The sequence below is a fragment of the Thalassoroseus pseudoceratinae genome (assembly GCF_011634775.1).
GTDB lineage: Bacteria > Planctomycetota > Planctomycetia > Planctomycetales > Planctomycetaceae > Thalassoroseus > Thalassoroseus pseudoceratinae.
Genome location: NZ_JAALXT010000004.1, coordinates 837,119 through 860,650 on the forward strand (window position 1 = coordinate 837,119; position 23,532 = coordinate 860,650).

20 protein-coding genes are annotated in these 23,532 nt (G+C 55.7%); 4 read left to right on the forward strand and 16 right to left on the reverse strand.

The features are described from left to right. The first annotated feature begins 121 nt into the window (after positions 1-121). Positions 122-1,072, forward strand: a complete 951-nt coding sequence (locus tag G6R38_RS17640; protein ID WP_166828861.1) for a sugar phosphate isomerase family — start codon at positions 122-124, stop codon at positions 1,070-1,072. 122 nt (positions 1,073-1,194) lie between these two features. Here the strand turns inward: G6R38_RS17640 and G6R38_RS17645 are convergent, their stop codons facing one another. The 4 genes from G6R38_RS17645 to rpmB form a co-directional block, all read right to left on the reverse strand. Further along, on the reverse strand, positions 1,195-1,536 hold the full coding sequence (locus tag G6R38_RS17645; protein WP_166828866.1) for a hypothetical protein: 342 nt from the start codon (positions 1,534-1,536) through the stop codon (positions 1,195-1,197). Positions 1,537-1,740: 204 nt separating this feature from the next. Further along, entirely contained in the window at positions 1,741-3,201 is a 1,461-nt protein-coding gene (gene gatA / locus G6R38_RS17650; protein ID WP_166828873.1) for an Asp-tRNA(Asn)/Glu-tRNA(Gln) amidotransferase subunit GatA, read from the reverse strand. A gap of 42 nt (positions 3,202-3,243) precedes the next feature. Further along, a complete protein-coding gene (gatC, locus tag G6R38_RS17655) occupies positions 3,244-3,549 on the reverse strand; it encodes an Asp-tRNA(Asn)/Glu-tRNA(Gln) amidotransferase subunit GatC (RefSeq protein WP_166828878.1) in 306 nt (101 codons plus the stop codon). 8 nt (positions 3,550-3,557) lie between these two features. Continuing rightward, positions 3,558-3,827, reverse strand: a complete 270-nt coding sequence (gene rpmB / locus G6R38_RS17660) for a 50S ribosomal protein L28 (protein WP_166828882.1) — start codon at positions 3,825-3,827, stop codon at positions 3,558-3,560. A 217-nt stretch (positions 3,828-4,044) separates the two neighbouring features. On the opposite strand from rpmB, the gene G6R38_RS28465 reads away from it, so the two are divergent. Next, positions 4,045-4,434, forward strand: coding sequence for an ExbD/TolR family protein (locus tag G6R38_RS28465; RefSeq protein WP_166828887.1), 390 nt, complete (start codon positions 4,045-4,047; stop codon positions 4,432-4,434). Between the two features lie 104 nt (positions 4,435-4,538). Here the strand turns inward: G6R38_RS28465 and xerD are convergent, their stop codons facing one another. Beyond that, on the reverse strand, positions 4,539-5,492 hold the full coding sequence (gene xerD / locus G6R38_RS17670; protein ID WP_166828892.1) for a site-specific tyrosine recombinase XerD: 954 nt from the start codon (positions 5,490-5,492) through the stop codon (positions 4,539-4,541). Between the two features lie 365 nt (positions 5,493-5,857). Between xerD and G6R38_RS17675 the strand changes: the two genes are divergently transcribed. Beyond that, positions 5,858-7,753, forward strand: a complete 1,896-nt coding sequence (locus G6R38_RS17675; RefSeq protein ID WP_166828899.1) for a DUF11 domain-containing protein — start codon at positions 5,858-5,860, stop codon at positions 7,751-7,753. A gap of 56 nt (positions 7,754-7,809) precedes the next feature. On the opposite strand, the gene G6R38_RS17680 is transcribed toward G6R38_RS17675, so the two are convergent. From G6R38_RS17680 to nusA, 9 genes are all read right to left on the reverse strand, one after another. After that, the gene (locus G6R38_RS17680) at positions 7,810-8,082 is read right to left on the reverse strand and encodes a hypothetical protein (RefSeq protein WP_166828905.1); all 273 of its coding nucleotides are present in this window, start codon (positions 8,080-8,082) and stop codon (positions 7,810-7,812) included. A 33-nt stretch (positions 8,083-8,115) separates the two neighbouring features. Continuing rightward, positions 8,116-9,186: a Holliday junction branch migration DNA helicase RuvB gene (gene ruvB / locus G6R38_RS17685; RefSeq protein WP_166829167.1), complete on the reverse strand. Its 1,071-nt coding sequence runs from the start codon at positions 9,184-9,186 to the stop codon at positions 8,116-8,118. Positions 9,187-9,387: 201 nt separating this feature from the next. Beyond that, positions 9,388-9,714, reverse strand: a complete 327-nt coding sequence (locus G6R38_RS17690; protein WP_166828909.1) for a hypothetical protein — start codon at positions 9,712-9,714, stop codon at positions 9,388-9,390. 9 nt (positions 9,715-9,723) lie between these two features. After that, positions 9,724-10,476, reverse strand: a complete 753-nt coding sequence (locus G6R38_RS17695) for a YebC/PmpR family DNA-binding transcriptional regulator (RefSeq protein WP_166828913.1) — start codon at positions 10,474-10,476, stop codon at positions 9,724-9,726. An 84-nt stretch (positions 10,477-10,560) separates the two neighbouring features. Then, complete coding sequence (locus G6R38_RS17700; protein WP_166828918.1) at positions 10,561-12,849, reverse strand: tetratricopeptide repeat protein; 2,289 nt, start codon at positions 12,847-12,849, stop codon at positions 10,561-10,563. Between the two features lie 204 nt (positions 12,850-13,053). After that, entirely contained in the window at positions 13,054-13,920 is an 867-nt protein-coding gene (locus G6R38_RS17705; protein WP_166828922.1) for an HhH-GDP family DNA glycosylase, read from the reverse strand. Positions 13,921-14,003: 83 nt separating this feature from the next. Then, positions 14,004-14,405 carry a 30S ribosome-binding factor RbfA gene (gene rbfA / locus G6R38_RS17710; RefSeq protein ID WP_166828925.1) on the reverse strand — a complete coding sequence of 134 codons (402 nt, stop codon included), beginning with the start codon at positions 14,403-14,405 and terminating at the stop codon, positions 14,004-14,006. 129 nt (positions 14,406-14,534) lie between these two features. After that, the gene (gene infB, locus G6R38_RS17715) at positions 14,535-17,585 is read right to left on the reverse strand and encodes a translation initiation factor IF-2 (protein WP_166828928.1); all 3,051 of its coding nucleotides are present in this window, start codon (positions 17,583-17,585) and stop codon (positions 14,535-14,537) included. Between the two features lie 90 nt (positions 17,586-17,675). After that, a complete protein-coding gene (gene nusA, locus G6R38_RS17720; RefSeq protein WP_166828931.1) occupies positions 17,676-19,232 on the reverse strand; it encodes a transcription termination factor NusA in 1,557 nt (518 codons plus the stop codon). A 605-nt stretch (positions 19,233-19,837) separates the two neighbouring features. Here nusA and G6R38_RS17725 point away from each other — a divergent pair. Then, positions 19,838-21,274: a tetratricopeptide repeat protein gene (locus tag G6R38_RS17725; protein ID WP_166828934.1), complete on the forward strand. Its 1,437-nt coding sequence runs from the start codon at positions 19,838-19,840 to the stop codon at positions 21,272-21,274. A gap of 194 nt (positions 21,275-21,468) precedes the next feature. On the opposite strand, the gene G6R38_RS17730 is transcribed toward G6R38_RS17725, so the two are convergent. Further along, positions 21,469-22,818 (reverse strand): beta-ketoacyl-[acyl-carrier-protein] synthase family protein, encoded by a 1,350-nt coding sequence (locus G6R38_RS17730; RefSeq protein WP_166828937.1) that lies wholly within the window; start codon positions 22,816-22,818, stop codon positions 21,469-21,471. 59 nt (positions 22,819-22,877) lie between these two features. Then, a complete protein-coding gene (locus tag G6R38_RS17735; protein WP_166828940.1) occupies positions 22,878-23,375 on the reverse strand; it encodes a glycine zipper domain-containing protein in 498 nt (165 codons plus the stop codon). Between the last annotated feature and the right edge of the window lie 157 nt (positions 23,376-23,532).

Sequence of the window (23,532 nt, forward strand, 5' to 3'; positions counted from 1 at the left end):
CGGTGAATTTGCCCGGCATTTCCGTGCAAAGCATCAACAGTTGTCGTTATACTTTCGCCCAAACGCGCTTCGGTGTGGCTGGGCCACGCAGTGACTACGCAACAGTGACGAAGGACATTCGATGGATTTGGTCAGTACGATTTCCGGTTCCAATATGGAAAACTTCTTCCCTGCCGGTTGGGATCTGAAGAAGATCGATGCCTGTGTCGATGACGACCCGCAGGCGATCGGCAAAAAGCAGAAGTGGTGGCACAAAGATTTCCAACTGATCGAGTGCACCTCGCCAACCGATTTCGACACCTACATGGGCCACGAAATTGCGTTGACCATCAAAAATGCTAAAGACGCTGGCGAACAATGCGCGTTGATTTTGCCCGTTGGTCCGATGGGCATGTATCGTTGGGCCGTGTTCTTCCTGAAGGAATGGGGCGTGGACTGCAAACACGTCCACGGTTTCAACATGGACGAATGGAGCGACGAGAAAGGCACCACCCTGCCCGGTTCCGCGCCCGGTTCGTTTCAAAATGCGATGGAAGATGCGTTCTACGGCCCGCTGGGAAAACTGACGGTCCCCAAGCGTCAACGCAACTTCGCCACGAAGCGAGTGCTGCCGAACTATGCCGATAAGATCGGTGAGCTTCGCGAAGCCGGAGCGAAGCTGACGGTCATTTTTGGAATCGGACGAGTCTGCCACATCGCGTTTTGGGAACCGCAATTCGCGGGCGAGTTCGAATCCGAAGCCGATTGGAAAGCCGCGACGCATCGCATCGGGGCCAATCTCCATCCGCTGACGATCGAACAAAACGCCGTCACCAGCTTCAAAAGCCGTACGACACTCGTGCCGTGTTTTGCGAACACGATCGGCCCCGGTCTCTTCCTGGGAGCCGACAAAATCATCGGTGGAGCGGACGGCACCTTCAGTCGCGGCATGCAATGGCAGGGTTTGAGTTTGTGGATGACTCTCCGCCACGAACCCACCCCATGGATTCCGTCCACCTTCATGCCCACCCACCCCGGCAAACTCTTCTACCTCGACGAACTCGCCGGTCCGCTGGTCGCGGAGTGTAACTGATTAGGCTTCGTTGTCGTACGCATCGAGTCGTAGGCTGGGACAAGTCCCAGCAAGTCAGCATGCTTCGCGAGGAAAATGCTGGGTCATGACCCAGCCTACAAAACTCGTCCCAGCCTACCGAATCATGAATTCCGCCAGCAGACGGCTTCCGAGCTATCCGCCAAGTGTTTCCACTTCGCGTGAGTAATGTCGACAATGACCCTCAGCAACTTGCCAACCGCTGAGTCATGCTTGGCGGCTGCTCGCTGAAGTTCGAAATCACTGACCGTGAACCGTTCGCCCCTGGGGATGAGTTCGCCGAGTTCAATGCCGTTTCCCGGCCAACGACGGGAATGGTGTTTGCAGAACCGCCAACGAACGTCGTCCCAACGACAGCGATGACTCGCGTACCAATCGAGGAACGCATCCCGTTCATCGTTGGAGACCCAAACACCTCGGTTCCCATATCCGATAAAAGCACCCACTCCACACCTTCATGTTGCACGTCAAATTGGTCTACATCTCTCATTGCAACTGAGATGTGGACCAAATGCAACAATCCTTTTGTGGAGTTTGCTGTTCTCCGTCGGCCTCGCCTTGGTCTATCCGATTCTCAGACTTCTGAGTGTTAGATAGAGTTTTGATTTTGCGTAGCCTTGGCCAAACCCTAACCGGCCAAATCTGCAAAATCACGAGACACTTGACGATGCGGTTTCGCGTTCGTACATACGGGCAGCTCGCAGGAGTCGGTCTTCTTCGAATGGTGGCGCAAGGAGTTGCAAACCAATGGGCAGTTTTGATCCTTCCGACTCCGTGAAACCGCAGGGGAGCGAAATGCCCGGAATCCCCGCAAGGTTCGCGCCGATGGTGTAGATGTCGGAGAGATACATTTGCAGCGGATCGTCCACCAACGCACCCAACTTGAACGCGGGTGTCGGTGTGACGGGACCGGCGATGACGTCGACTTCCGCAAAGGCGTTGTCGTAGTCCTGCCGGATGAGTCGCCGCACCTTCAACGCTTTGTTGTAGTACTGATCAGCATACCCCGCCGACAATGAATACGTGCCGAGCATGATTCGCCGTTTGACTTCATCGCCAAACGCTTCGCCACGGCTGGCGGCGTACATGTCGATCATGTCGTCGAACTTCTCGGCTCGATAGCCGTAATGCACACCATCGTAACGAGCGAGGTTCGAAGACGCTTCGGACGGAGCGATCAGATAATACGTGGCGACCGTGTATTTCTGGTGCGGCAGGTGGATCTCTTTGACTTCGGCACCGAGTGAGCGGTAGACATCGAGTGCCGACTGGACAGCTTGCTCAACTTCCGCCGACAGACCTTCGGAAAAGTGCTCCGGTGCAAAACCGACCTTCAAACCCTTCAGCGGTTGATCGACGGTTTCACTATAGGATGGAACCTCTTGATCGATCGATGTCGAATCTCGCCCATCGTGACCGGCGATCACTTCCAACAATCGTGCGGCCCCTTTGACGTCATTCGCGAGCGGACCAATTTGGTCAAGCGAACTTGCAAACGCGATCAAACCGTATCGGGAAACGCGGCCGTAAGTGGGTTTCATGCCGACGACACCGCAGAACGCCGCCGGTTGTCGAATGCTGCCGCCGGTGTCGGTTCCGATCGAAACCGGTGCGAATTTCGCCGCCACCGCCGCCGCACTTCCCCCGCTGGAGCCGCCCGCTGCTCGGGTTTCATCGCACGGATTCTTCACCGTTTTGAATGCGGAGTTCTCGTTCGAAGACCCCATCGCGAATTCATCGAGGTTCGTCTTCCCGATCAAAACCGCATCCGCCGCGAGAAGTTGCTCGACAACGTGGGCATCGTAGGGCGGTCGGAAATTCTCCAGCATTCGGCTGGCACAGGTCGTCGGCTGATCGCGGATGCAGAGCAAGTCTTTCACCGCCACCGGCAAACCAGCGAGTGGACCAAGCGATTCGCCGGACTTGCGACGCTGATCGATACTCTCGGCACGTTCGAGGACTTGCTCACGATCGACGTGCAAAAACGCCCCGATACGTTCGTCGTCACTTGTGATTCGGTCCAAATAGGCGGTGTTGATCTCAACCGCTGACGCATCGCCACGCGAGAGCAAATCGAGAAGTTCGCAAACGGTGGAGTCAGTCAGGGACATGGCGGGGCAACTTCGAGGAACATCGGAACAATGAGCCGACGGTCATTCGCCACCGAACACCGCCGGGACCCGGAACGTTTTGCCGTCAGTCTGCGGGGCATTTTGCAGAGCGGCTTCTCGATTGAGCGAGGGCGTGGGGACATCGTCTCGCAAGACGTTCGTCACTTCGACGGCATGGGCCATCGGTTCGACGCCTTCGATATCAACTTCATCCAGCAACCGGACGTACTGCAACACGTCGCCAAGTTGCTCGGTAAAGCGTTCGATCTGCGAATCGGACAACTTCAACCGAGCCAAGACGGCCACTTTGCGAACATCGTCGGCACTGAGCGGTTTGGGAGTCGACATGACAGCCGTTACTTGCTAGCAACTTCTGGAAGCGTGAAGGCTTCTCGCTTGACGGCTTTCTGCACGCGACCACTACGAATGCACTGCACACAAACCTTTTGAGTTTTTGCGCCGTCCTTGAGCTGTACTCGCACTTTCTGCAAGTTTGGCTTGAACTTACGACGCGAAATGCCGGTGGTTTTCCGACCGTTCCCGCCGAGGTATTTCGGCTTACCACGTTGCGAAACGGTGTTTCCGACTTTCGCAGCTTTGCCGCAGACATCACATTTTTGGCTCATGACGCCAACCACTTCAAACAAGAGTGAACAAACGCATTCAAACAATCGAGAAGCCACTCAGTATAGGCGGAAGAGCGGGGAACGCAAGAGTAACGGCGGGAAGTTGTGAGGGTATAGGAGGGCAAGCGTGGACATGGTCTGATTTTCGTGGGAATTCGGTCGGCAAAGTGGCATACTGAAGTTCATCCCCGTGCCCGTCACCCCAGAGGATTCCCTCATGCGATGTCACAATCGACAATCTGAAGCCGATCAACGCCCCTTCACTGCACTGATTGACGTCGTCTTTCTTCTGCTGGTGTTCTTCATGCTGACATTGAAGATCGTCGAGCCAGAAGGGAAGTTGACCGTCGAGGCGGGGCCAACGATCGCAAGTCCTCCAACTTTTCCCACGAACTTGCCGATTAACGTTCGGTTGGAGTCGTCGTCGAACGGGTCGTTGACTGATGTTCGTTTAGCGAGGCGTTCGCTTGGGGCGGATAAGGCAGGAATCGAACGGTTGCGGACCGAAATGCAAAACTCTTTCCAATCAATAAATCCAAGATGTGGGATGCCGAGCAAACGGTCATACTTCGAGCCGATGTCGATTTGCAGTATCAACACATTGTAGCCGCATTGAGTGCTTGCAGCGGCGACGTTCGTCAGATGGGTTCACAGTCGCGGGTGGTCAAATACCCGGTGAAAGTCGTCTTTGACTCGGCCAACTGAGCACCTTCACCCACGCGGGTGAAACTTCTGATGAATCGTCTTCAATCGGCTGTGGTCAACGTGCGTATACTTTTGCGTCGTGGCGATGCTGGCGTGGCCGAGGATTTCTTGGAGGGCTCGAATTTCCGCGCCGCCTGCGAGCATGTGCGTCGCGAAGCTATGCCGGAGTGTGTGCGGGCTGACATCCTCACTACACCCGATGCGGGCGGCGTATTTCTTGACGAGATGCCAAATCCGCAACCGCGTGAGACGGCGTCCGCTGCGTGTGAGTAGTAGCCATTCCGGTTCACGTGCCGCTCGATTGGCCAAATCGGGGCGTTCGTGCGTCAAGTATGTCCGCAACGCTGCTTCCGCAACGGGATTCAACGACACCAATCGTTCTTTATCCCCCTTCCCAATGCAGCGGCAGAAATGCTCGTCCAGATGCAACGCCGTGAGTTTCATGTTGGAAATCTCACTCGCTCGGCAACCGGTTGCGTAGAGAAGGGATAACAACGCCCGATCACGCAACGGGTATTGATCACAATTCTGCGGAGCCGCAAGCAATGCATCGACCTTCGCCGGGCTGAGCACCTTCGGCAAATACTGCCAAAGTTTTGGGGAACTCAGTAGCTCCACAGAATTCTCGAGTAGCACACCTTCCAAGACTAAGTAGCGGAAGAACATTTTCAGCGAAACCAAATGCCGAGCAATCGAGGTGGTCTTCAAATCCCGTTCGCGGAGATGTTCCAACCATTCGGTCAGCAGCGGCAAATTGACGTCATGAAGCGAAAGCGACCCCCGAGCTTCAAACCAGACGAAAAATTGATCCAAATCCGTGGCGTACGCTCGACGCGTGTTCTGAGCCAAGCCACATTCGGCCTCCAGATAGTGCAGGAAGCCCGCCAGATACGATTTTCCCGATGGTTTTGTCTCCGTCGAGAACACGGAATCCTTGGGTGGTCGTTTGCGTCGCCTCATCGCGGCTCCCGCTTGGCGTGTTAGAAGGATCAAGACCTCTTCAGAAGCATCGACATCATTACCGATTCCCCTCAATTTGCCTCGATCACCCCGCACAACAGGACCACAAAAGTTAACTAGTTCTTTTTCCGAAAGACTTGGGATGCGAACTCTTCAGGCAAAACCTGTCGTCGGTCGAGAATTTTGTCGAATAAATCCCAAAAATCGGCACAATTTTCCCAAATCGCTCAAGTGGACGTGAATTCCTAGCCGATGAATGACGACAGACCGAGTCGCTTCGCATCCGAAGGATCGGACGCCGGATCGAGATTTTCAACATCGTTCGCTCCTAGAACGGTCTCATTGAACAAGGAAGGGATTCCGGAATGCAACGTGCAACTTGGATTGGACTCGGTTTGACAACTGCGGTTGCGTGTCTTGTCGCCACCGCCTTCTCTTGGGCATCCGCTGCCGAACCCGCGAGCGAGATTCCCGTCAGCAACCCGTTCGCACCGGCCACGGGACCGGGAATCACCGTTCCGCAAAATCAAGCTCTCCCGGTGAGCAGCCCCTCAGAAGAAGTCGAGAATCCTTTCGCCGCCTTTCCCGCGACACCACCTCAAAAACCCGTCGATCGCACACCGGCACTGCCCCAACCGCGAGGGACTCTCACCTTCGGAAACAGCAAGCCGCGAACGGCTGCACCGACTCCACAGACGACGCTGCAACCGATTCCCGAGGCCAACACCACGCCCATCGACTTTGCCGCCAAGAAACCGGATTTCCCGGAACCGGTGCCTCAGCCAAACTTCCCTGCAAACGCACCGGTTTCCGCCTCGACGAACACAACCTTTCCGGAGTTCTCGATCCAACCCGGATACGCCGCGAAACCCGATTCAGGAGCAGCGTCTTCCGCAGTGATGCTGAAATGGAAGAAAGTTTCGGAAATCAACGTCGGGCAAGCGTGCCACATGGAATTGATGGTTCAGAACAACGGACAACACCCGGCTCACGACGTGACCGTGCAAGGTTACTTCGCTGACAGCGTGCGGTTCCTCAAAGAAACCTCCCCGGCTCCGGTTGTCAAGCCGTCGAATCTGGTTTGGATGCTCGGTTCACTGCAACCGGGAGACGTCCGCAAAATTGACATCCGCTTCGTTCCCACGAAACGGGGCGAACTCGCTGCCTCGGCTTTCGTCCGCTACACAAGCGGCGTGGCCACAACGATGAACGTCGCTGAACCTCTCTTGGAAGTGGCATTGACCGGCCCGAGTGAAGTTCAACTGGGCGATCCGGCGTCGCAAATCATCGCCGTGACAAACCCCGGAACCGGCATCGCTCAGAACGTGGACATCAAAGCCCTGATCCCGCCCGGTCTGGAACACCCCGCCGGCAAACAGTTGGAAATGAATATCGGTTCGTTGAATCCTGGCGAAACTCGACAAGTTCGTTTGGCACTGGCGGCGATCAAAGGCGGAGAGCACTCGGTCCAAGTGATTGCCGAAGCACGACAGTCCAATGGTGGGGAAACGTATCTTCGCAAAGTGACGCAAAGCTCCGTCCGCGTGATCTCACCGAGTGTAAAAATCGCCATGAACGGTCCGGGGCTTCGATACAAAGGCCGAGATGCGGTTTACCGAATTCAAGTGACCAACGACGGCACTGCCGTTTCCAACAACGTCCGTGTTCTGCACAAACTGCCCGCCGGGTTTGAATTCGTCAACGCGGAGAACGGTGGAAAGTACGATGCAAGCAGTCGCAGCATTGGTTGGTTCATCGGCCAACTTGGTGCCGGACAAACCGCGACCGTCACCACCACACTCAAAGCATCGGCATTGGGCGAACAAGAACACCTCGTCTCCGCGTTGACCGATCAAGGCACACGAGCCCAAAGCAAGTTCCAAACGAAAGTGGATGGCGTCGCCGCCTTGGTTCTCGAAGTGAGCGACCAATACGACCCGGTCGAAGTCGGAGCCGACACCTATTACGAAGTGGTTATTCGCAACGAAGGCACCAAAGCCGCCGCGAATGTGATGCTCGCCTGCCAACTCCCGAACGGCGTGCAACTCACCAACACCGACGGACCAACGCAAGCCTCCAAGGCGTCTGATGTCGTCCGGTTCCAACCGCTTCCGACACTCGCTCCCGGCAAGACGGTCACCTTCCGTGTCGGTGTGAAAGGCCAGAAGGATGGTTATCAACGCATCCGAGCCCAACTCGTCAGCGACTCCATCCCCGAACCGCTGACCGTCGAAGAACTCACCCGCTTCTACGGCGAGTGAGGTTCGACGAAACCGATTGAAGTTGAAGGGCACTGCGAATTCGCGGTGCCCTTCAACTATCCGATGGCTTCCATGAAGTCGTCAAGAATGCCCTTGGCGAACACCGTTGGTTTTTGACCGGATGCTTGTTCCCACGACTCGTGAATCCACTCCACCACATCGCTACGCACGGATTCTTCCCGCTCGAATGATCTCAACGCTTCTTCAACCGATTCGTACGGGGCACCAGCGTCCGTGAGTTTCGCCATCAACTGTTTCGACGTTTTCTCATCCAATTCGCCAATGGTCTGCAGAATATAGGCCTGCGCACACAATCGTTCCAAATCCATCGGACGAACTCCCAAGATGACCGTGCACCACCCCTAAAACGATTCCCCCGGCGGAGTGTTGCCGCTTGCAGGCGGGGTGCGTTTGAGGTGGTCGTAGGCGGCCGCCGTCACCATGCGGCCGCGGGGTGTGCGTTGGATAAGTCCACACCGCAGCAGGAACGGTTCGACTTCGTCTTCGAGCGTGTCTGGTGCGACGTGCATCGTGTGAGCGATGGCATTGATGCCCGCCGGTCCGCCGGTGAACACCCCCATCAGCGTTTCGAGATACCGTCGGTCCTGTCGTTCCAAGCCGAGATGATCGACCTCCAACATCGTCAGAGCGTCGTTCGTCAACTCCGTGGTGATTCGGCCATCGGATTTGCTGTCGGCGTAATCGCGTGCCCAACGGAGTAAGTTGTTCGCCTTCCGTGGTGTGCCTCGACTCCGACGAGCAATTTCCTTCGCCGCTTCCGGAGTGATCTCGTTCCGCAGTTTGTTGGCATTTCGAGTGACGATGGTTTCAAGCTCATCATCGTCGTAGAACTCCAAATGCTCCCGCGTAACGAACCGATCTCGCAAAGGCCCGGTCAGCATCCCACTGCGTGTGGTGGCCCCGATGACGGTGAACCGCTGCAAGTCCATGCTGATCGTACGGGCGTTGAGACCTTCACCGAGGGCAATATCGACGCGAAAATCCTCCATCGCCGGATAGATAAATTCCTCGACCGCCGCCGGCAGCCGGTGAATTTCGTCGATGAACAACACACTCCCCCGCCCCGCATTCGTCAAGTACGGCAACAAATCCCGTGGGGCAGTCAGAGCCGGTCCCGAGGTGATTTGGATTTCCGTGCCCAGCTCTTTGGGAATGACGGTCGCCAGCGTCGTCTTTCCGATTCCCGGTGGGCCATCGAGAAGCAAGTGCCCCAACGGTTCAGCCCGTTTCTTCGTGGCATCGAGCACGATCTGCAACCGCTCGACGACCCGTCGTTGACCAACGACATCCTTCAGTCGTGTCGGTCGCAGCGTTTCGTCGTATTGCGCATCGTCCGGATTGAACATCCCCGGACTCGGCGGCACTTCCCCGCCACCGAAATCATCATTTTGAATGATCGCGTCCCGTGCCATCGGTACTCCCTTCGATCGAAACGCCTGCTGCCCAATCCGCCCACGACTCCCCGCCACCAATCCATTCATCCACAACACCGCCTTGAGAAATATCAAATGTTCACGTTAACATGACATTGTTGAGCCAACGTGTGCATTCGTCAAGTCGATGTATTGAGAACCGCAGATTTTATCGGTGAGGTTCCGTGCGGCCGTATTTCCTCAATTGGGTGGTTGAAGGGCCGCGACCAAACCGCCCAAGGCCAACCAAGCCACGAATGAAACAATCGCAGCCCGCCGACTCTTTCTGTAAACAAACCAAGAACACAGTAACATGGCAACGCCACTCAATAGCATGCCAGCGAACCGTATGACATTGTCTGTCGTCAACGCAACGTGATCTAATGCACCTGGTTCACCAATAGACGGTGCAATCGGACCATGCCGAACGTTGTAGTAGGTCATCGCACCGAGAGCAAATAGCCCACCCAGTGTGATGATGAAGCCCAGTATAGCCAGACCGATTCCGCCGACGACATTCCAACGCATCGTTCGACGTCAGCCTTCCGCGACTTCTTCCATGAGTTCATCAGGCATGTTGAAGTTGGCGATGACGTTTTGCACGTCGTCGTTATCTTCCAAGTCGTCGATGAACTTCAACACGCGGCGACCGGCATCGGCGTCAAGTTCGACTGTGTTCTGGGCGATTTGTGTAACTTCCGAATAGCTCGGCGTGAGATTGTGTTCTTCGAGTGCAGTGGTGACGTCGGCGAACGCTTCCGGTGGGCAGGTGACTTCAAAGGCATCGCCCTCGTGCTTCACGTCGTCCGCACCTGCTTCGAGGACGATCTCAAAAAGAGCTTCCTCGCTGGTTTGCTCCTCCGGAATGATGCACAGCCCTTTGCGTTCGAACATATACGCCACGCAGTTTGTGCTACCCAGGTTGCCATTGTGGTTCTCGAAGATCTTCCGAATCTCCGCGGCGGTGCGGTTGCGTTTGTCGGTAAGGATTTCACACATCACCGCGACACCGTCCGGTCCGTAACCTTCGTAGATGACTTCTTCGTAATTCTCGCCATCGAGATCGCCCGTGCCCTTCTTGACGGCTCGTTCGATGTTGTCGTTGGGCATACTCGCTTTGCGAGCTTTGTCGATCGCGTACCGGAGCGCCAAATTCATCACCGGATCGCCACCGCCCTGTCGAGCGGCCACGATGATTTTCCGACTCAGCTTGGCAAACAGCTTGCCTCGCTTCTTGTCGACAACACTTTTCTTCGCGGCGATATTCGCCCAGTGGGAATGTCCTGCCATCTGTCGATATCTACTTCAACGCAAGGTTTCGTGTGAGTCTAAACCGACCGAACGCGGTCGGGTGCGCCGACACGTCGACGGCTTCTACTCTTCGGTTTTGTCTTGGGTTTCCGCATTGGCGGCAGCGAGTTTCTGCTTGATGCGGCCAATCAATTTTTCGTCGGGTTTGACCGCCTCTTTGGCGTCTTTGAGAGCCTTCTGCCACGCATCGACGGCTTTCTTCGGCTGGCCCAGTTCGACGTAGACATCACCGAGGTGATCCCAAATCGTCGCGTCTCCGCCGTCTTCCTGTTCGACGGCCTTCTCCAAGTATGGCAACGCTTCTTTGTGCTGCCCCAGTTTGTAGAGCACCCAGCCCATACTGTCGAGATAAGCCCCATTCTCGGGTTCGGCTTCCAGGGCTTTTTCGATCATCTTCTTCGCCTGCTCCAAGTTCTTGCCTTGGTCGGCGTAGAGATAACCGAGGTCATTGTTGACGGAGACATCATCCGGGTCTTCCGCGTAGACCTTCTCAAGGACTTGCTCACCCTTTCGCATATCACCTTTCTGAACGTAGATATTGGAGATGATATACTGAGCCCGGCGGATCGTGTCCCGATCGGCGGGGAAGTCTTTCTCCAATTGGGCGAAGAGTTCGAGAGCTTTGTCGTAGTTCTCGGCGTAGTACTCGATCCAGGCTTCCTGATAGTGCAACAATGCCACGTTCGGCAGCAGCGTTTTGGCTTCCCGGACGGCTTTCAAAGCCCCGTCGGTGTCGTTGGTCAGCACGCGAGCTTGAGACAGGCGGAACAACCAGTTCGGTTTGCTACCGGCCACGATGGGATCTTCCGATGCCCGCTGAAACCACTTTGCAGCAGCTTCGTAATCCCGAACCTCGAACAGGTACTCACCAAGTTCACTGTAAAGCGTGTTGGACTGACCGCGTTCGGACTCCAACGCGTTCTCGAAGAATTTGACGGCCTCTTCCGTTTTCTCGCTGCGAACCGCCAAACGTCCGGCGACCACGCTTCCGGCGAAGTCCAAGTTCGAATCGGCGAGTTGACGATCGGCCGTCGCAAGAACCTTGTTCAACAGTTTCTCATCCCGTGCAATCGCTTCCAGCTCATCCGCGAGAATTTCGGTATCTTCAACCGCTCCCGCGGAAACGGCTTCCGTCAGAGCCTGCAACAAGTCGGTCGGCTTGTTTTGACGACGATAAACCGACGCCAATCCGGCATACCCTTCCGCACTTTTCGCACGCTCCAATGCAGCGAGATAGAGTTTCTCCGCTTTGCCGAGTTGATCTTTCTCGAGATATTGTTCGGCCAGAAAGAACTGCAAGGTTTGGTTCTTGTTGTCCTTCTCAGCGAGTTTCTCCAAGCGTTCCGTCAACTCATCAGACTGATCGAGCTTCTCCAGAATGTCCGCGAGCAATTCGTACGCTGCACGACCTTTAGATTGCAACTGGGCATCGAAGTATGCCTGAAGTTGCTCCAGCGACTTTTTCGGTTCATCACTTTTAAGGTAAACCCGCGCCAAGTCGAACCCCAAGTGCGCCCGCTGTCCTGGTGACTTTGCGGCGGCCTTCTCGAAGGCTTTCGCAGCGAGTTCCAATCGCTCATCCGCAAGAAACGCTTGCCCACAACGCTCGTAACTCGATGCTGGGTCGGCTTCCAACGCCCGTCGCAGACGGAAATCCAAAGAGTACGTTTCGGGATCGGTCAGGGCTTCGAACACGACGGAATACGAATCGGCGGCTTTCTTCGTTTCGCCGAGTACGCCGTAAATCACGGCCAAGTCGCGGTTCAACGTCACAAACTGGCCGGACTTCTTGTCGAGTGTTTTCGACTGAACCGCCTTCTCTAGTAATTCGACGGCGGTTTCCATATCTCGTTCGGTCGCAAGATGAATTCCCAAGCGACGCAGCAACCGAAAATCATTCGGGTCGAGTTCCACGGCTTTCAGACCGTAACGAACCGCATCGTCTTTCTTCCCCAAGCTAAACGCAAGCGGAACCAACTGCCGATAAATCTCGATCGCCTCGGAGTCGAGTTCGACGGCCTTCTTGTAGGCATCGAGCGCTCCCGTGAAGTCGTTACGACGTTCCCGCAACTCGCCGGTCATGAACCAGGCCATCGCATCCAATCGCGATTGCACACCCGCCGTGCGAGCTTGCTTTGGCACCAACGGTTTCAGCTCGTCATCACCAGGCTGGAGTTGAAAGCCCCGCGTATTGGCTTTTGGTTCTTTGGTCGTCATGGGGTTGCCCGGTTTGACCGGACTGTTCGCCGCCCGCAATTCAGCGGACGAAGTTCCCACGACCAGGAACGCCATCACGAGACTACCGAAGAATCCTCGCATTGCGGAATTGACTGATTCAGAAACAATCGACATACGGTCGCTCTCCGTGCGTAAGTGAAACGTTTGATTCAATCGGGAGTGATTGAACCGCGAACGTCATCGGACATGCCCCCTCTCGAACGGTTTCGCCGAAACCGAACCGATCAAGGACTCCCTATAGGGTACATTCCGCGAGGGAACTTCGTCCAGTGGCCACAGAGAATTGCCAGCCTTCCGAGCATCAGAACCACATGCCAATCAGGACTTCGTCTGCCGACTGGTCTTGCGACTCCCAGTGCTTTTCTTGGAACTCTTTGTTCCCGAGCTGGATGACCGGGATCCGGACTTCTTGCGACTTCCCGACGAACTCGATTTACTCGTCGATTTCGATGACGCCGACTTCTTCGGTCCGTTCTCAAACAAATCTTTGAGCCGGTTCGGTGACGTCATGAGGTCGTAGCCGTCTTCCGGCGGTGGTGTTTCGGCAGGATCGAAGGTTTCGCGGTACTTCGGATCCACCGCAAGACTTCGAATCAGCGAACAGAACTGCGGGCCTTCCGCCTTCCGAATCACCGGTTTTAGTGAGTCCGCCGCTTCCTCGGGAGTCTGACCGGCTTCCACCAAACCCAGCCAAATCAGTGCGTACGTTGTCGAGCGGTCCGCCGGAACGAGATGGCTCCCCAAACACGTTTGGAGAGCATAATTCCGAACGAACGGCGACAGGTTCGGGATTTCCTCGAGTTGCTTGACGGCTTGCTCGAGTGTTTTCCGCTTCAAATCTTCAAGATCGAAGTCGTAGTGTTTCTCGAACACATGTTGCAGCAGGTTTCGCACCATCATCCCACGCAGTTCCGCGTCGGGAAGTTCCTCGAAAACAGCCGCCAACTCGGAAATCGAACTCACGCGGATTTCGTTAAGGTCGAAAAAACTTTCGTGAAGACGCTGGTACGTTTTCTCCGCCTGCTCTTCGGAGGTATCCTCCAAACAGACCGCAAAAACCAGTGTTTCCAATACGGGCAAGTCACTAGTACTTGAACTGCCCTTGTATTGTTTCTTGAGAGCCGTCACAAGTTTCTTGCAAACGGCTTGTTTGTCCGAGTTTTTCGGCTTCTGTGCAGATGCCATGGTGAGTGGTTCTATCTCCTGAGGTCCGATTCGCCGACTCGGTCTCGCAATCGAAATCTAAGGTGGGACGTGTTGACGTTGTTTCAATCCGACGGTTGATCGGTCGTGGATTCTTCATCGGGAGTCGAAGTCGAGTCTTCGGTTTCTGCTAAGAGTTCCCGGAGATGCTTTGCGGTTTCCACGCTTTTCTTGATACCGGGGTCGTTGACGAAGGTCAGGATCGGCGTCCAACGGGTTTCGATTCGATCAGCGATCCGACCTTGCAGATAACCCCGAGCCGACTCCAAACCGTGCAAACACAAGGCTTGCTCTTTTTCGTCTCCCATGATGGAGACATAAACTTTAGCCGACTTGTTGTCTGGAGCGACTTCCGCGTGCAATACGGTGACGTTCTTCACTCGTGGATCACGAAGTTCGAACAACACCGACGTGCTGACCTGCTCCTGAATGGCTCTCGCGATTTTCGCTTGACGCCGCGACTGCATTACCGGTTCCTCGCAAAACGCGTCCGCGACGCAACTTGGACCATGACCAGAATCGAATGGCGGACACAAGCTGCGTGCATCTGTTCCGCGTTTAACAACTTCATCAACTCAAACTCATTCATTCACAACTTACGAGGCTGAGTGTTCCAAAGTTCGCTTCACTTCCCGCACTTTGAAGGCTTCAAACAGGTCCCCTTCTTTCACATCGTTGAACCCGTTGAGACGAATCCCGCATTCCATGCCTTCGCGGACTTCCTTGGCATCGTCTTTTTCACGTTTGAGCGAGGCCAAGTCGTAATCGCCGAGGATTTTTTGGTCGCGAATGACATGCACACGGCTGTTTCGATCGATGGTCCCATTGAGAATCCGGCAACCGGCGATCATCCCGTAACGGCTGACTTTGAAGGTTTGCAACACAATCGCTCGACCGGTCGTCTCTTGCACACGCTCCGGTTCCAACAAGCCTTCGAGAGCCTGTTTGATATGGTCGGTCACTTCGTAGATGATTTCATATCGTCGAATTTCCACGCCTTGCCGTTCGGCGTTTTGAGCCGCTCGGTCTTCCGGGACGACATGGAACGCGATGATGATGGCACCTGCCGCAGCGGCCAACGAGACATCGCTCTCGTTCACGCCACCGACGCCATCGTGGATGAGTTCGGTCCGCACTTCCGGGTGCTCGAACTTGTCGATTTCCCCTTTGAGTGCTTCCAATGAACCCGGCGTATCGGCTTTGAGAATAAGCGGGAGGTCTTTGACACCCGAGTCGCCACTGAGCAACTCTTCCAGTGTTTTTGGCTTCCCGGAAGTCGCAGCCAAGTCTTCCGTGCGTCCGGAGTGACGACGCTCTTCGGCAGTGGTCCTGGCTTCCTCAAGGTCGGTCATGCCGAAGAAGTGATCTCCCGCACCCGGTACCACATCCAACCCGGTAATCTTGACCGGTTGCGACGGCCCAGCCGTCTCAATTTCCCTGCCGAGATCGTCGTACATGGCCCGGACTTTACCGAACGCTTCACCACAAAGGACGACATCGCCAATGGAAAGCGTCCCTTTTTGGATGATCAACCAAGCAATCACACCCCGACCTTCATCACGGAACGCTTCCAAGCAAACCCCAACCGCTGGGCGATCGGCGTTGGCTTTCAGTTCCTCGATTTCCGCCGTGAGCAGAATTGTTTCCAAGAGTGTGTCGATTCCCTGCCCCGTCGCTGCCGACGTTCGCACGACTTCGACTTCACCACCCCACTCGACCGGAAGGATCTCGTGGGCTGTCAGGTCTTGCAGGACTTTTTGCTCGTTGGTATCGGGCAAGTCGATCTTGTTCATTGCCACGATGATCGGCACACCAGACGCCTTCGCGTGGCTGATACACTCCACAGTTTGCGGCATCACGCCATCATCCGCCGCGATGACAAGCACGATGATGTCGGTCACATTGGCACCACGTGCCCGCATGTCCCCAAACGCCGCGTGCCCCGGTGTATCCACGAATGTAATCGGCTTACCTTCGTAGTCGATCTGATAGGACGCAATATGCTGGGTAATACCACCGGATTCGCCAGCGGCTACATTCGCGGAGCGAATCGTGTCAAGCAGGCTGGTTTTCCCGTGGTCGACGTGACCAAGAATCGTGACGACCGGAGGCCGTTCGGTCAGATTCGTATCTTCCTCGTCGTTCTCCAACATCGCGTTGAGTTCTTCTTCGATATCCCGACCACGCTTGATGGTCAGATCGACGCTGAACTCCAACGCCAACTCCATGGCTTGTTCTTCATCCAAGAAGTCGTTGATTGTGGCCATCGTGCCGTTGCGGAACAGGATCGAAATCAGATCCTTGCCGGGTCGTCCCATGGCTTCGGACAGACTTCGCACCGTGATCGGCAGTTCGACTTCGGCTTCGGTCCGGAACGTAATCGGGCCGGAACGTTTCTTCCGCCGACGGTTCGAAAACTGTCGCCGTGCGACGTCTTCCTCTCGCTCGTTGCGATTCCGTCCTTTCCGCCGCGACTTGTTACGACCGGTTTCTTCTTCCTGCTGCTCCCGACCACGTTGCCGCTTGAGATCGACACGACCTTTCTGCGGCCGATCGGTCCGCTCTCCGCGTTCACGCTCTTCCATGTGCCGTTGGAGTTGGTCTCGCAACGGAGCATCGCCAGCTTTCAGATTCCCCGGCAACTTCATCACCGGCTTCTGAGCGGGACCTTCGGTTTTCTCGCTTCGTTTGGGCTGCGGAGTACTGACTTCCGGCGGGGGAGCTGCAACGAAGGGAACACTCGGACGATTGGGTTTCTTCTCTTTTTTCTTCTTCGCACGTGACTCGCTGATGCTCCCGCGCGGTTTCATTTCCATATCCCGAACCGGCCGTGACGAAGCACCTGATGGAGCGATATAGTCCTCCATTTTGTGCGGTGTCGGCTTGGCTTCGGGTTTGTCGTCGGTCTTCTCTTCCGCGGCCACTTCCACAGACTTACCTTTGTCGCCATCTTCTTCTTCGGTGGACGCCGCTTCGGTTTGCTCGCTGGCATCCGCAACCGGCTCTGCTTGCCCAGCGGGAGACTCAACTTCCGTCGCAGCTCCTTCGGCCGCCTCTGATGTCGCGTCTTCTTCAACGGCGGATTCAACTTCCGCTGCCGCTTGTTCAGCCGAGTCGCTGACTTCAGCCACGGGCTCTTGCTCGACAACCTGTGCCACTTCGTCTTCAGCCTTTGTTTCAGCCGTAGCTTCGGTTACTTCGTCGGTCGCTTCGGGCGTCTCGGCGACAGTCTCGACCACTGAGGGTTCGCGATCACCGACCTCGCTCTCATCGACCGAAGAATCGTCGGAGGAGACTGTCTCTTCGAGATCACCATCGTCTTCGACGGTCGCCGTACCTACGCCACCCTGGTCAGACCGGGAGCGCCCGGATTGAGACCGTGAGGATTCAATCTTGCGAACCTTGCTGCCTCGATCGACAACTTCCGCTCGCACCGGCTCCAACGGAGCATCGACGGAAGCCTCTTCGGGCTTAGCGTCGCCAGACGCCCCTTCCCGGATGAAGTTGACGACAATATCCCGCTGTTCCGGCGAAATACTGGCCAAGGCGGAGTTCTTCGCAGGAACCCCAGCTTGGTTGCAGTAATCGATAAGCTCTTTGCTATCGATGCCTAGCTCTTTCGCCAGAGCGAAGATCCTGATCTTCAAAAGCGTTTCCCCCAATTCAACTCAAAGACGGCTCTTACATGAACCGAAACCGAACGTTTTTAAAACTCAACTGATTCAACCCCACAGCCATTACGCCCCACCGGTTGGACGCGACTCTTCAGCGGCCACCTCGGTTTCGCGTTCGGAGTCGTCGGCAGGCACCGCACCACCGGCATCGGCGATCGCGGACTCAACCACTTCCGGCTCGACGTCGGCCACAGGGTCCACCACTTCATCTTCGGTTGACGGCGACTCACCAGACTCGCCATCCGACTCCGCGGTTACCGCTGCCGCCACTTCCGGCGTTTGCTCATCAGTTTCCGCAACCTGTTCGGCCACGGCCTCTGTATGCAGCGACTCATTGGTTTTTTCAGTCGCACCGCCAGATTCCGTTTCCGGCGGAGTTTTCGCGGCAGGCTTCAACGGAGCCGTACGCCCCAACGCGGCCTGCTCACGTTTCAGGCGGTATTCTTCGCGTTCCGCTTTTTCAGCAATCAAAGCTTGCTCGTCAGCGAACTCCACGATTTCCGCACACTGTTCTTCCGTCAAGCCGCTCAATTCTTCCAACTGATCAGGCTCAATCACGGAAAGATCGTCGAAGGTAAAGAACCCTTGAACAACAAGGTTTTCGGCCAATTCCTCGCTCACGTGTGGTGACTTGGAAAACTCGCCAATCGTCTGATCGATTTGTTCATCCAGACGATCCTGAGTCATCACGTGAATATCCCAGCCAACCAGCTTCGATGCCAATCGGACATTCTGCCCTTTCCGGCCGATCGCCAAGGACAGAGAATCTTCACGCACAAGGACGATCACTTTGCCCAACATGGGACACAGCACAACGTCTTCAACCTCAGCGGGCTGCAACGCATTCGGGACGAGAACGTGCAAGGAATCGTTCCACCGAACGATATCAATTCGCTCTTCTCCACCCAACTCGTTGATAATATTCTTGATCCGTGCCCCACGAACGCCCACACAGGCACCAACGCCATCAATCTTGCTATCGTCGCAAGAGACAGCCACTTTGGTCCGGTAACCAGCTTCGCGAGAGATCGAGCGAATCCGAATCACATGATCCGCAATCTCGGGAATTTCCAACTCGAACAACCGACGAACCAAGTCGGCGTGGCAACGAGAAAGAATAATCTTCACCCGACTGCCAGCTTTACGAACGTCAAGAACGATCGCTCGCACGCGTTCACCAACACGATACCCTTCGCCGGGAATCTGTTCGCTTCGCGGCAAGAAGCCTTCCGCCTTGCCAAGATTCACGGTTACCGAGCCACCTTCGACACGACTGACCGTCCCGGTCACAATTTGGCTACGCAATTCGCCAAACTCGTCGAACAGATGATCGCGTTCCGCTTCGCGAATCTTTTGAATCATGACCTGCTTGGCGGTCTGGGCAGCGATTCGACCGAGCAGATCGCCAATCTCGTCGGCATTCAACGGATCCCCATCGATCGAAGCGGACGGTTCGCCCGTCAACCGATCGACTTTGACGTCAATATCGACCTCTTCACCGAAGTGCTTTCGGGCCGCCGAGACAATTGCTTGCTCGATTCCATCAAAGACGATGCTTTTCTCGATACTCTTGTCGCGGTGGATCATTTCCACGACACGGAGGAGTTCGGGTCCGTTCATCGTTTTCCAACTTCCCAATAACAAAAAAAGTGGGCACAAGACCCACTTTCAACTATCCATCCCCTTCGGGAGACAGACCGTCCAGTGGCCGTCAACAAAGAACCACGGCGACACATGCCCCAAATACAGGAGCCATGCCAACCGCGATGGCGGTGCCCGGCCGGAGTATTCTTTCTAGCGTCTACATGCGCCAGACCCTTTTCAGTGAATTCCGCTCGGGGTGAGGTCTATTCCAACATTCTTGAGGTTTGTCAACACAAGTTCACAAACTTCGGCGAATGTGTGAATGTTGTGACGCACACAACCCATCATTGGTTCTCAGTCTTCGATTGTGACGATACATCCCTCCAAGTCAACTGTCAAGCAGTTCCCGGACGAACATTTCTCGATCACGACCCGACCGTTCGCCAATCGTCTGGGTACGAATGAGTCGAATAGCGATTTATTCATTGGAATTCACCGATTGGAATTTTATTGGCCGCAGATTTATACTATTGAGTCTGTGCGACACTTGGGCGGTTTCGAGGATGAACGCCAACGGGAGCCGTGCCGAATTGGTCGGGATCATACGGATAACTTTGTTTCAGGCAGGGAGAGACGGAACGATGCTGAGAAGCCGAACATTCATGGCGGCAATGATTGTGATTCCTTGGGCCCTTTCAAACGTGGCCAATGCCCAAGTCGACCCCAAGAACGCGAACCCCGAACACGAACAGATCAAAAAACAAGCTGACGCCGCCTACCAACAACGGGCGTTCACCCAAGCGGTGGAATTGGTCAGCAAAGTGATCAAGGAGAACCCCAAAGACGATGTTGCTTTCTACTTGCGAGGAAGCTCCTTGGTGGAAATTGGCCTGCAAAACCGAGACGTCGATAAACTTCGTGCCGGAATCGCCGACGCTCGCCAGGCGATTTCACTGAACGGCCGAGAACGAATCGACTACTACCTTCCCTATCTGTTCGGCATGTCCAGCCTGGCCGGTCTTGAAGACAAGCCGGAACACGCCAATGTTGCCATCCAAGTTGCCACCCAGGTCATTGGGTTGCCCAACGTCGGTACGGCTCAGTCAGCCAACCTGTACTACCAGCGTGCTCGGGCTCACGGAACACTTCAAGACTGGCAAAAAGCCGCCGACGATTTTAACAAAGCCCTGTCCTTCAACCCGAATCACCTCGGTGCACGCTTGGGAGCCGGCCACGCATACGTGCGAATGGAAGACTTCGACAAGGCCGAAGAACAATTCGACGCAGCTTCCAAGACATTCCCGAATGACCCACGCGTGTATAACGATCGCGGGACATTCCACCAGCAATCCAAACAGTTCGACAAAGCCATCGCCGACTTCACCAAGGTGCTGGAACTCGACAAAAACGCCCACTACGCCTACATGAACCGCGGGTTCACCTACATGGAGAAAGGCGACCCGAAACAAGCGGAACAGGATTTTGATCGCGCCTTGGCACTCCAACCGAAGCAACCAACCCTCTACAGCCTGCGAGGAACCGCGCGTCTGATGCAGGGCCGCGTTAATGACGCCCTTGGCGACTACAAAATGGTGGTCGAAATGGACACCAAGAACCCGATCGCTCGGGGAGACTTGGCGTTCGCGGAATTCTTTGCTGGCGACTATGCCAACGCTGCAAAATCTTTTGCTTCGGCTCTCGACTCCCCCGCCAAGCTCGAACACCTTCGACCTTGGCTGTATATCTCGCTGGTATCGTCCGGCCAAAAGAATGCCGCTGACTCCCGCTTCGGCAGTGGACCAAGTGGTGACCAAGCCGGCTGGGACTGGTCCGATCGCTTGCTCGCGATGCTGACCGGCAAAATCTCTGATGAAGACTTGCTCGCAGCTGTGAAGAGCGACGAAACACGCGTCAAAGACGCTCAACTTTGCGAAGCCCACTTCTTCCTGGGCCAAAAAGCTTTGCTCGCTGGAGATCGAGCCGCCGCCGCTGCCCACTTCCAAAAAGCAGTCGCCACCAACGCGGACAACCTCTCCGCTCACCGTGGCTCCCGCTTCGCGTTGCAGCGACTCAACTAATCTCAGACATCAGCCGACTTTTCACTTCAGAAGCAACGAAGCCCCAGGGGAAACCTTGGGGCTTTTTTGATTGAGATGATGAACAGGAAATCAATCGCTCGGATGCCACTGGCTTCGCCAGTGCTTTTCGATGTCAATGTCGCTCGTCTTTGCACTGACAGAGCCAGTGCCTCACCGAAGCCAAGCCAGAAACATCACGCACCCGCGGCTCGCACCACCACGGCGGTGGCTTGCCCCACGCGGGTGACGTTGGTTTTGAGGAACAACCGATTGTCGGTTGGCAGTGGTTCGCCATGCACGACATTCAGCGGACATTCGGGATCCGACGCCCGATAATTGAGAGTCACCGGAATCACGCCTGAACCGAGCGAGACCAACGAGGCAACTAACTCCATCGTTCCGCAGCCAGGACCGGCGTTACCGAGCCGGCTCTTCATGGCCGTTACAGGAATTTTGCCACCGTCTGCACCGAAGACGTCGTGAATCGCCAGCGCTTCATCGCGATCCACGGCTTTGCTACCGAGACCGTGCGCGTTCACATGTCCGATTTGATTCGGTTCGACCCCGGCATCTCGCAAAGCGGCTCGCATGGCGTTTGCCAACGCTCGACGTGGCTGCGGAGAGCCGTCTCGCTCCACAACGCATGACGATCCAAACCCGAGAATCTCACCGAAAACTGTCGCACCTCGGTTCGCAGCATGTTCGGCGGTTTCGAGAATGAGTGTTGCAGCACCTTCACCGATGACTTGGCCAGTACTGTTCTTATCGAACGGTCGACACCAAGTTTCCGGCGGGCCATCCTCGTGGGCGAGTTCATCCCACAACGCTGCGTGTAGCGACTGCATGGGGTTAAACCGAGCCCCGCACGTCCCGGAAATCATCACGTCCGCGTCACCACGCGAAATAATTCGGACAGCCTCTCCCAGCACAGAATTGCCGGAAGCCTCATCCATTGTGATCGAGTTGCTCGGTCCGCGTGCTCCAACCGAAATGCTGATGTGACAAGCCGGCATATTCGGAAGATATTTCAGGAGCCACAAGGGTTCCATGGCTCCCATCCCGCTGGGTTGCCCGGCGTTTTCGCCGTCTTGCCCCCACTTCTCATAAATGAAATGCGGGGAGGGTTCTTCCTCGGCAGATTTCTTGACGGGATCGATCAACTGGTCTGGCGGAGTCAGCATCAGATTCGCACCGAATTCGACACCCAACCGATCGGCTGGAATGGTGTCCGTGCTGACTTGGGCATCTTCAACGGCTTGTAACGCGGATGCCACACCGAGTTGGATTTCTCGGCACATCACCTTGACCCATTTCCGTTCCGACTTCAGCCACTGTTTCTTGGCGGATTTCTCGTCGAACTCGGAGATCTCTCCACCGACATGACCAGGAACGCCGGTGAACGACTGCAGTTGGCTGCGACGAATTCCACTCCGACCGGCGGCTAAGTTCTCACTGAAGTCAGACCGGCCGATCCCCAAAGGGCTGACAATTCCGACCCCCGTAATCACCACGCCTTTGGTGATATCTGAAGACTGTTGTGCCATGAGTGTCGGCGTGCCTCATCAGGTCGAAAATAGAGAGTGAATGGGCGACGATACTCCGATCAGTCGACCGCGTAGTTCTGAACTTCCATGATCACGGCTTGGCTGACGCCCGCGTGTTGCATGGCAATCAACGCTTCCGGATTCGTGCGGAATCGTCCGCCACGGGTACGGATTGCGTTGATGATAATTGTATCGCTCATCTGATTTTGCGCCATCGTGATGACATCACTGTTGGTCAACGCTCGGGCGGCCGCTGCTCGGGACGCTTCGACGTGCGAGGCATGACGCAATGCCGCATCTCGCTCGTCTTCCACATCCTGGACACGCCCCAGTGCACCACCACCAGCGGCACCGGCCAACGCCCCTAAAGCCGCTCCGGTCTTTGGGTTTCCAACCTGATGCCCCAACACCGCACCGGCAATCGAACCAGCTCCGGCCCCCAGCAACGCACCGGTTTGCGTATTGGTTTGACAACCGGTGAGCTGGCCACCGGCCGCCACAGTCATCAAGACCAGTACGCTCCATCGCGTTTTCGAATTTGGTTTCCCAGAGTTCATCCTGCTTCTCCGGTAATGGCCGGGCTTCCCCGTCACCATATCAAATCTCGCAAATGCCAACCAACCGGTCAAGGTGAGTTAACCGGTTGTAACGGTTATCAAAACCTTTCGGCATTCGCATTCGCCGGACTTGAGCCGGATTCGCGTTCTCCACGAA

Bases quoted from the DNA above. Each gene is read 5' to 3' on its own strand.
- G6R38_RS17680 (WP_166828905.1), bottom strand. From the start codon at position 8,082: ATGGATTTGGAACGATTGTGTGCGCAGGCCTATATTCTGCAGACCATT.
- G6R38_RS17700 (WP_166828918.1), bottom strand. From the start codon at position 12,849: ATGTCGATTGTTTCTGAATCAGTCAATTCCGCAATGCGAGGATTCTTC.
- G6R38_RS17725 (WP_166828934.1), top strand. From the start codon at position 19,838: ATGCTGAGAAGCCGAACATTCATGGCGGCAATGATTGTGATTCCTTGG.
- G6R38_RS28465 (WP_166828887.1), top strand. From the start codon at position 4,045: ATGCGATGTCACAATCGACAATCTGAAGCCGATCAACGCCCCTTCACT.
- nusA (WP_166828931.1), bottom strand. From the start codon at position 19,232: ATGAACGGACCCGAACTCCTCCGTGTCGTGGAAATGATCCACCGCGAC.
- G6R38_RS17735 (WP_166828940.1), bottom strand. From the start codon at position 23,375: ATGAACTCTGGGAAACCAAATTCGAAAACGCGATGGAGCGTACTGGTC.
- gatC (WP_166828878.1), bottom strand. From the start codon at position 3,549: ATGTCGACTCCCAAACCGCTCAGTGCCGACGATGTTCGCAAAGTGGCC.
- rpmB (WP_166828882.1), bottom strand. From the start codon at position 3,827: ATGAGCCAAAAATGTGATGTCTGCGGCAAAGCTGCGAAAGTCGGAAAC.
- G6R38_RS17730 (WP_166828937.1), bottom strand. From the start codon at position 22,818: ATGGCACAACAGTCTTCAGATATCACCAAAGGCGTGGTGATTACGGGG.
- xerD (WP_166828892.1), bottom strand. From the start codon at position 5,492: ATGAGGCGACGCAAACGACCACCCAAGGATTCCGTGTTCTCGACGGAG.
- gatA (WP_166828873.1), bottom strand. From the start codon at position 3,201: ATGTCCCTGACTGACTCCACCGTTTGCGAACTTCTCGATTTGCTCTCG.
- G6R38_RS17690 (WP_166828909.1), bottom strand. From the start codon at position 9,714: ATGCGTTGGAATGTCGTCGGCGGAATCGGTCTGGCTATACTGGGCTTC.
- G6R38_RS17640 (WP_166828861.1), top strand. From the start codon at position 122: ATGGATTTGGTCAGTACGATTTCCGGTTCCAATATGGAAAACTTCTTC.
- G6R38_RS17675 (WP_166828899.1), top strand. From the start codon at position 5,858: ATGCAACGTGCAACTTGGATTGGACTCGGTTTGACAACTGCGGTTGCG.
- G6R38_RS17705 (WP_166828922.1), bottom strand. From the start codon at position 13,920: ATGGCATCTGCACAGAAGCCGAAAAACTCGGACAAACAAGCCGTTTGC.
- rbfA (WP_166828925.1), bottom strand. From the start codon at position 14,405: ATGCAGTCGCGGCGTCAAGCGAAAATCGCGAGAGCCATTCAGGAGCAG.
- G6R38_RS17695 (WP_166828913.1), bottom strand. From the start codon at position 10,476: ATGGCAGGACATTCCCACTGGGCGAATATCGCCGCGAAGAAAAGTGTT.
- ruvB (WP_166829167.1), bottom strand. From the start codon at position 9,186: ATGGCACGGGACGCGATCATTCAAAATGATGATTTCGGTGGCGGGGAA.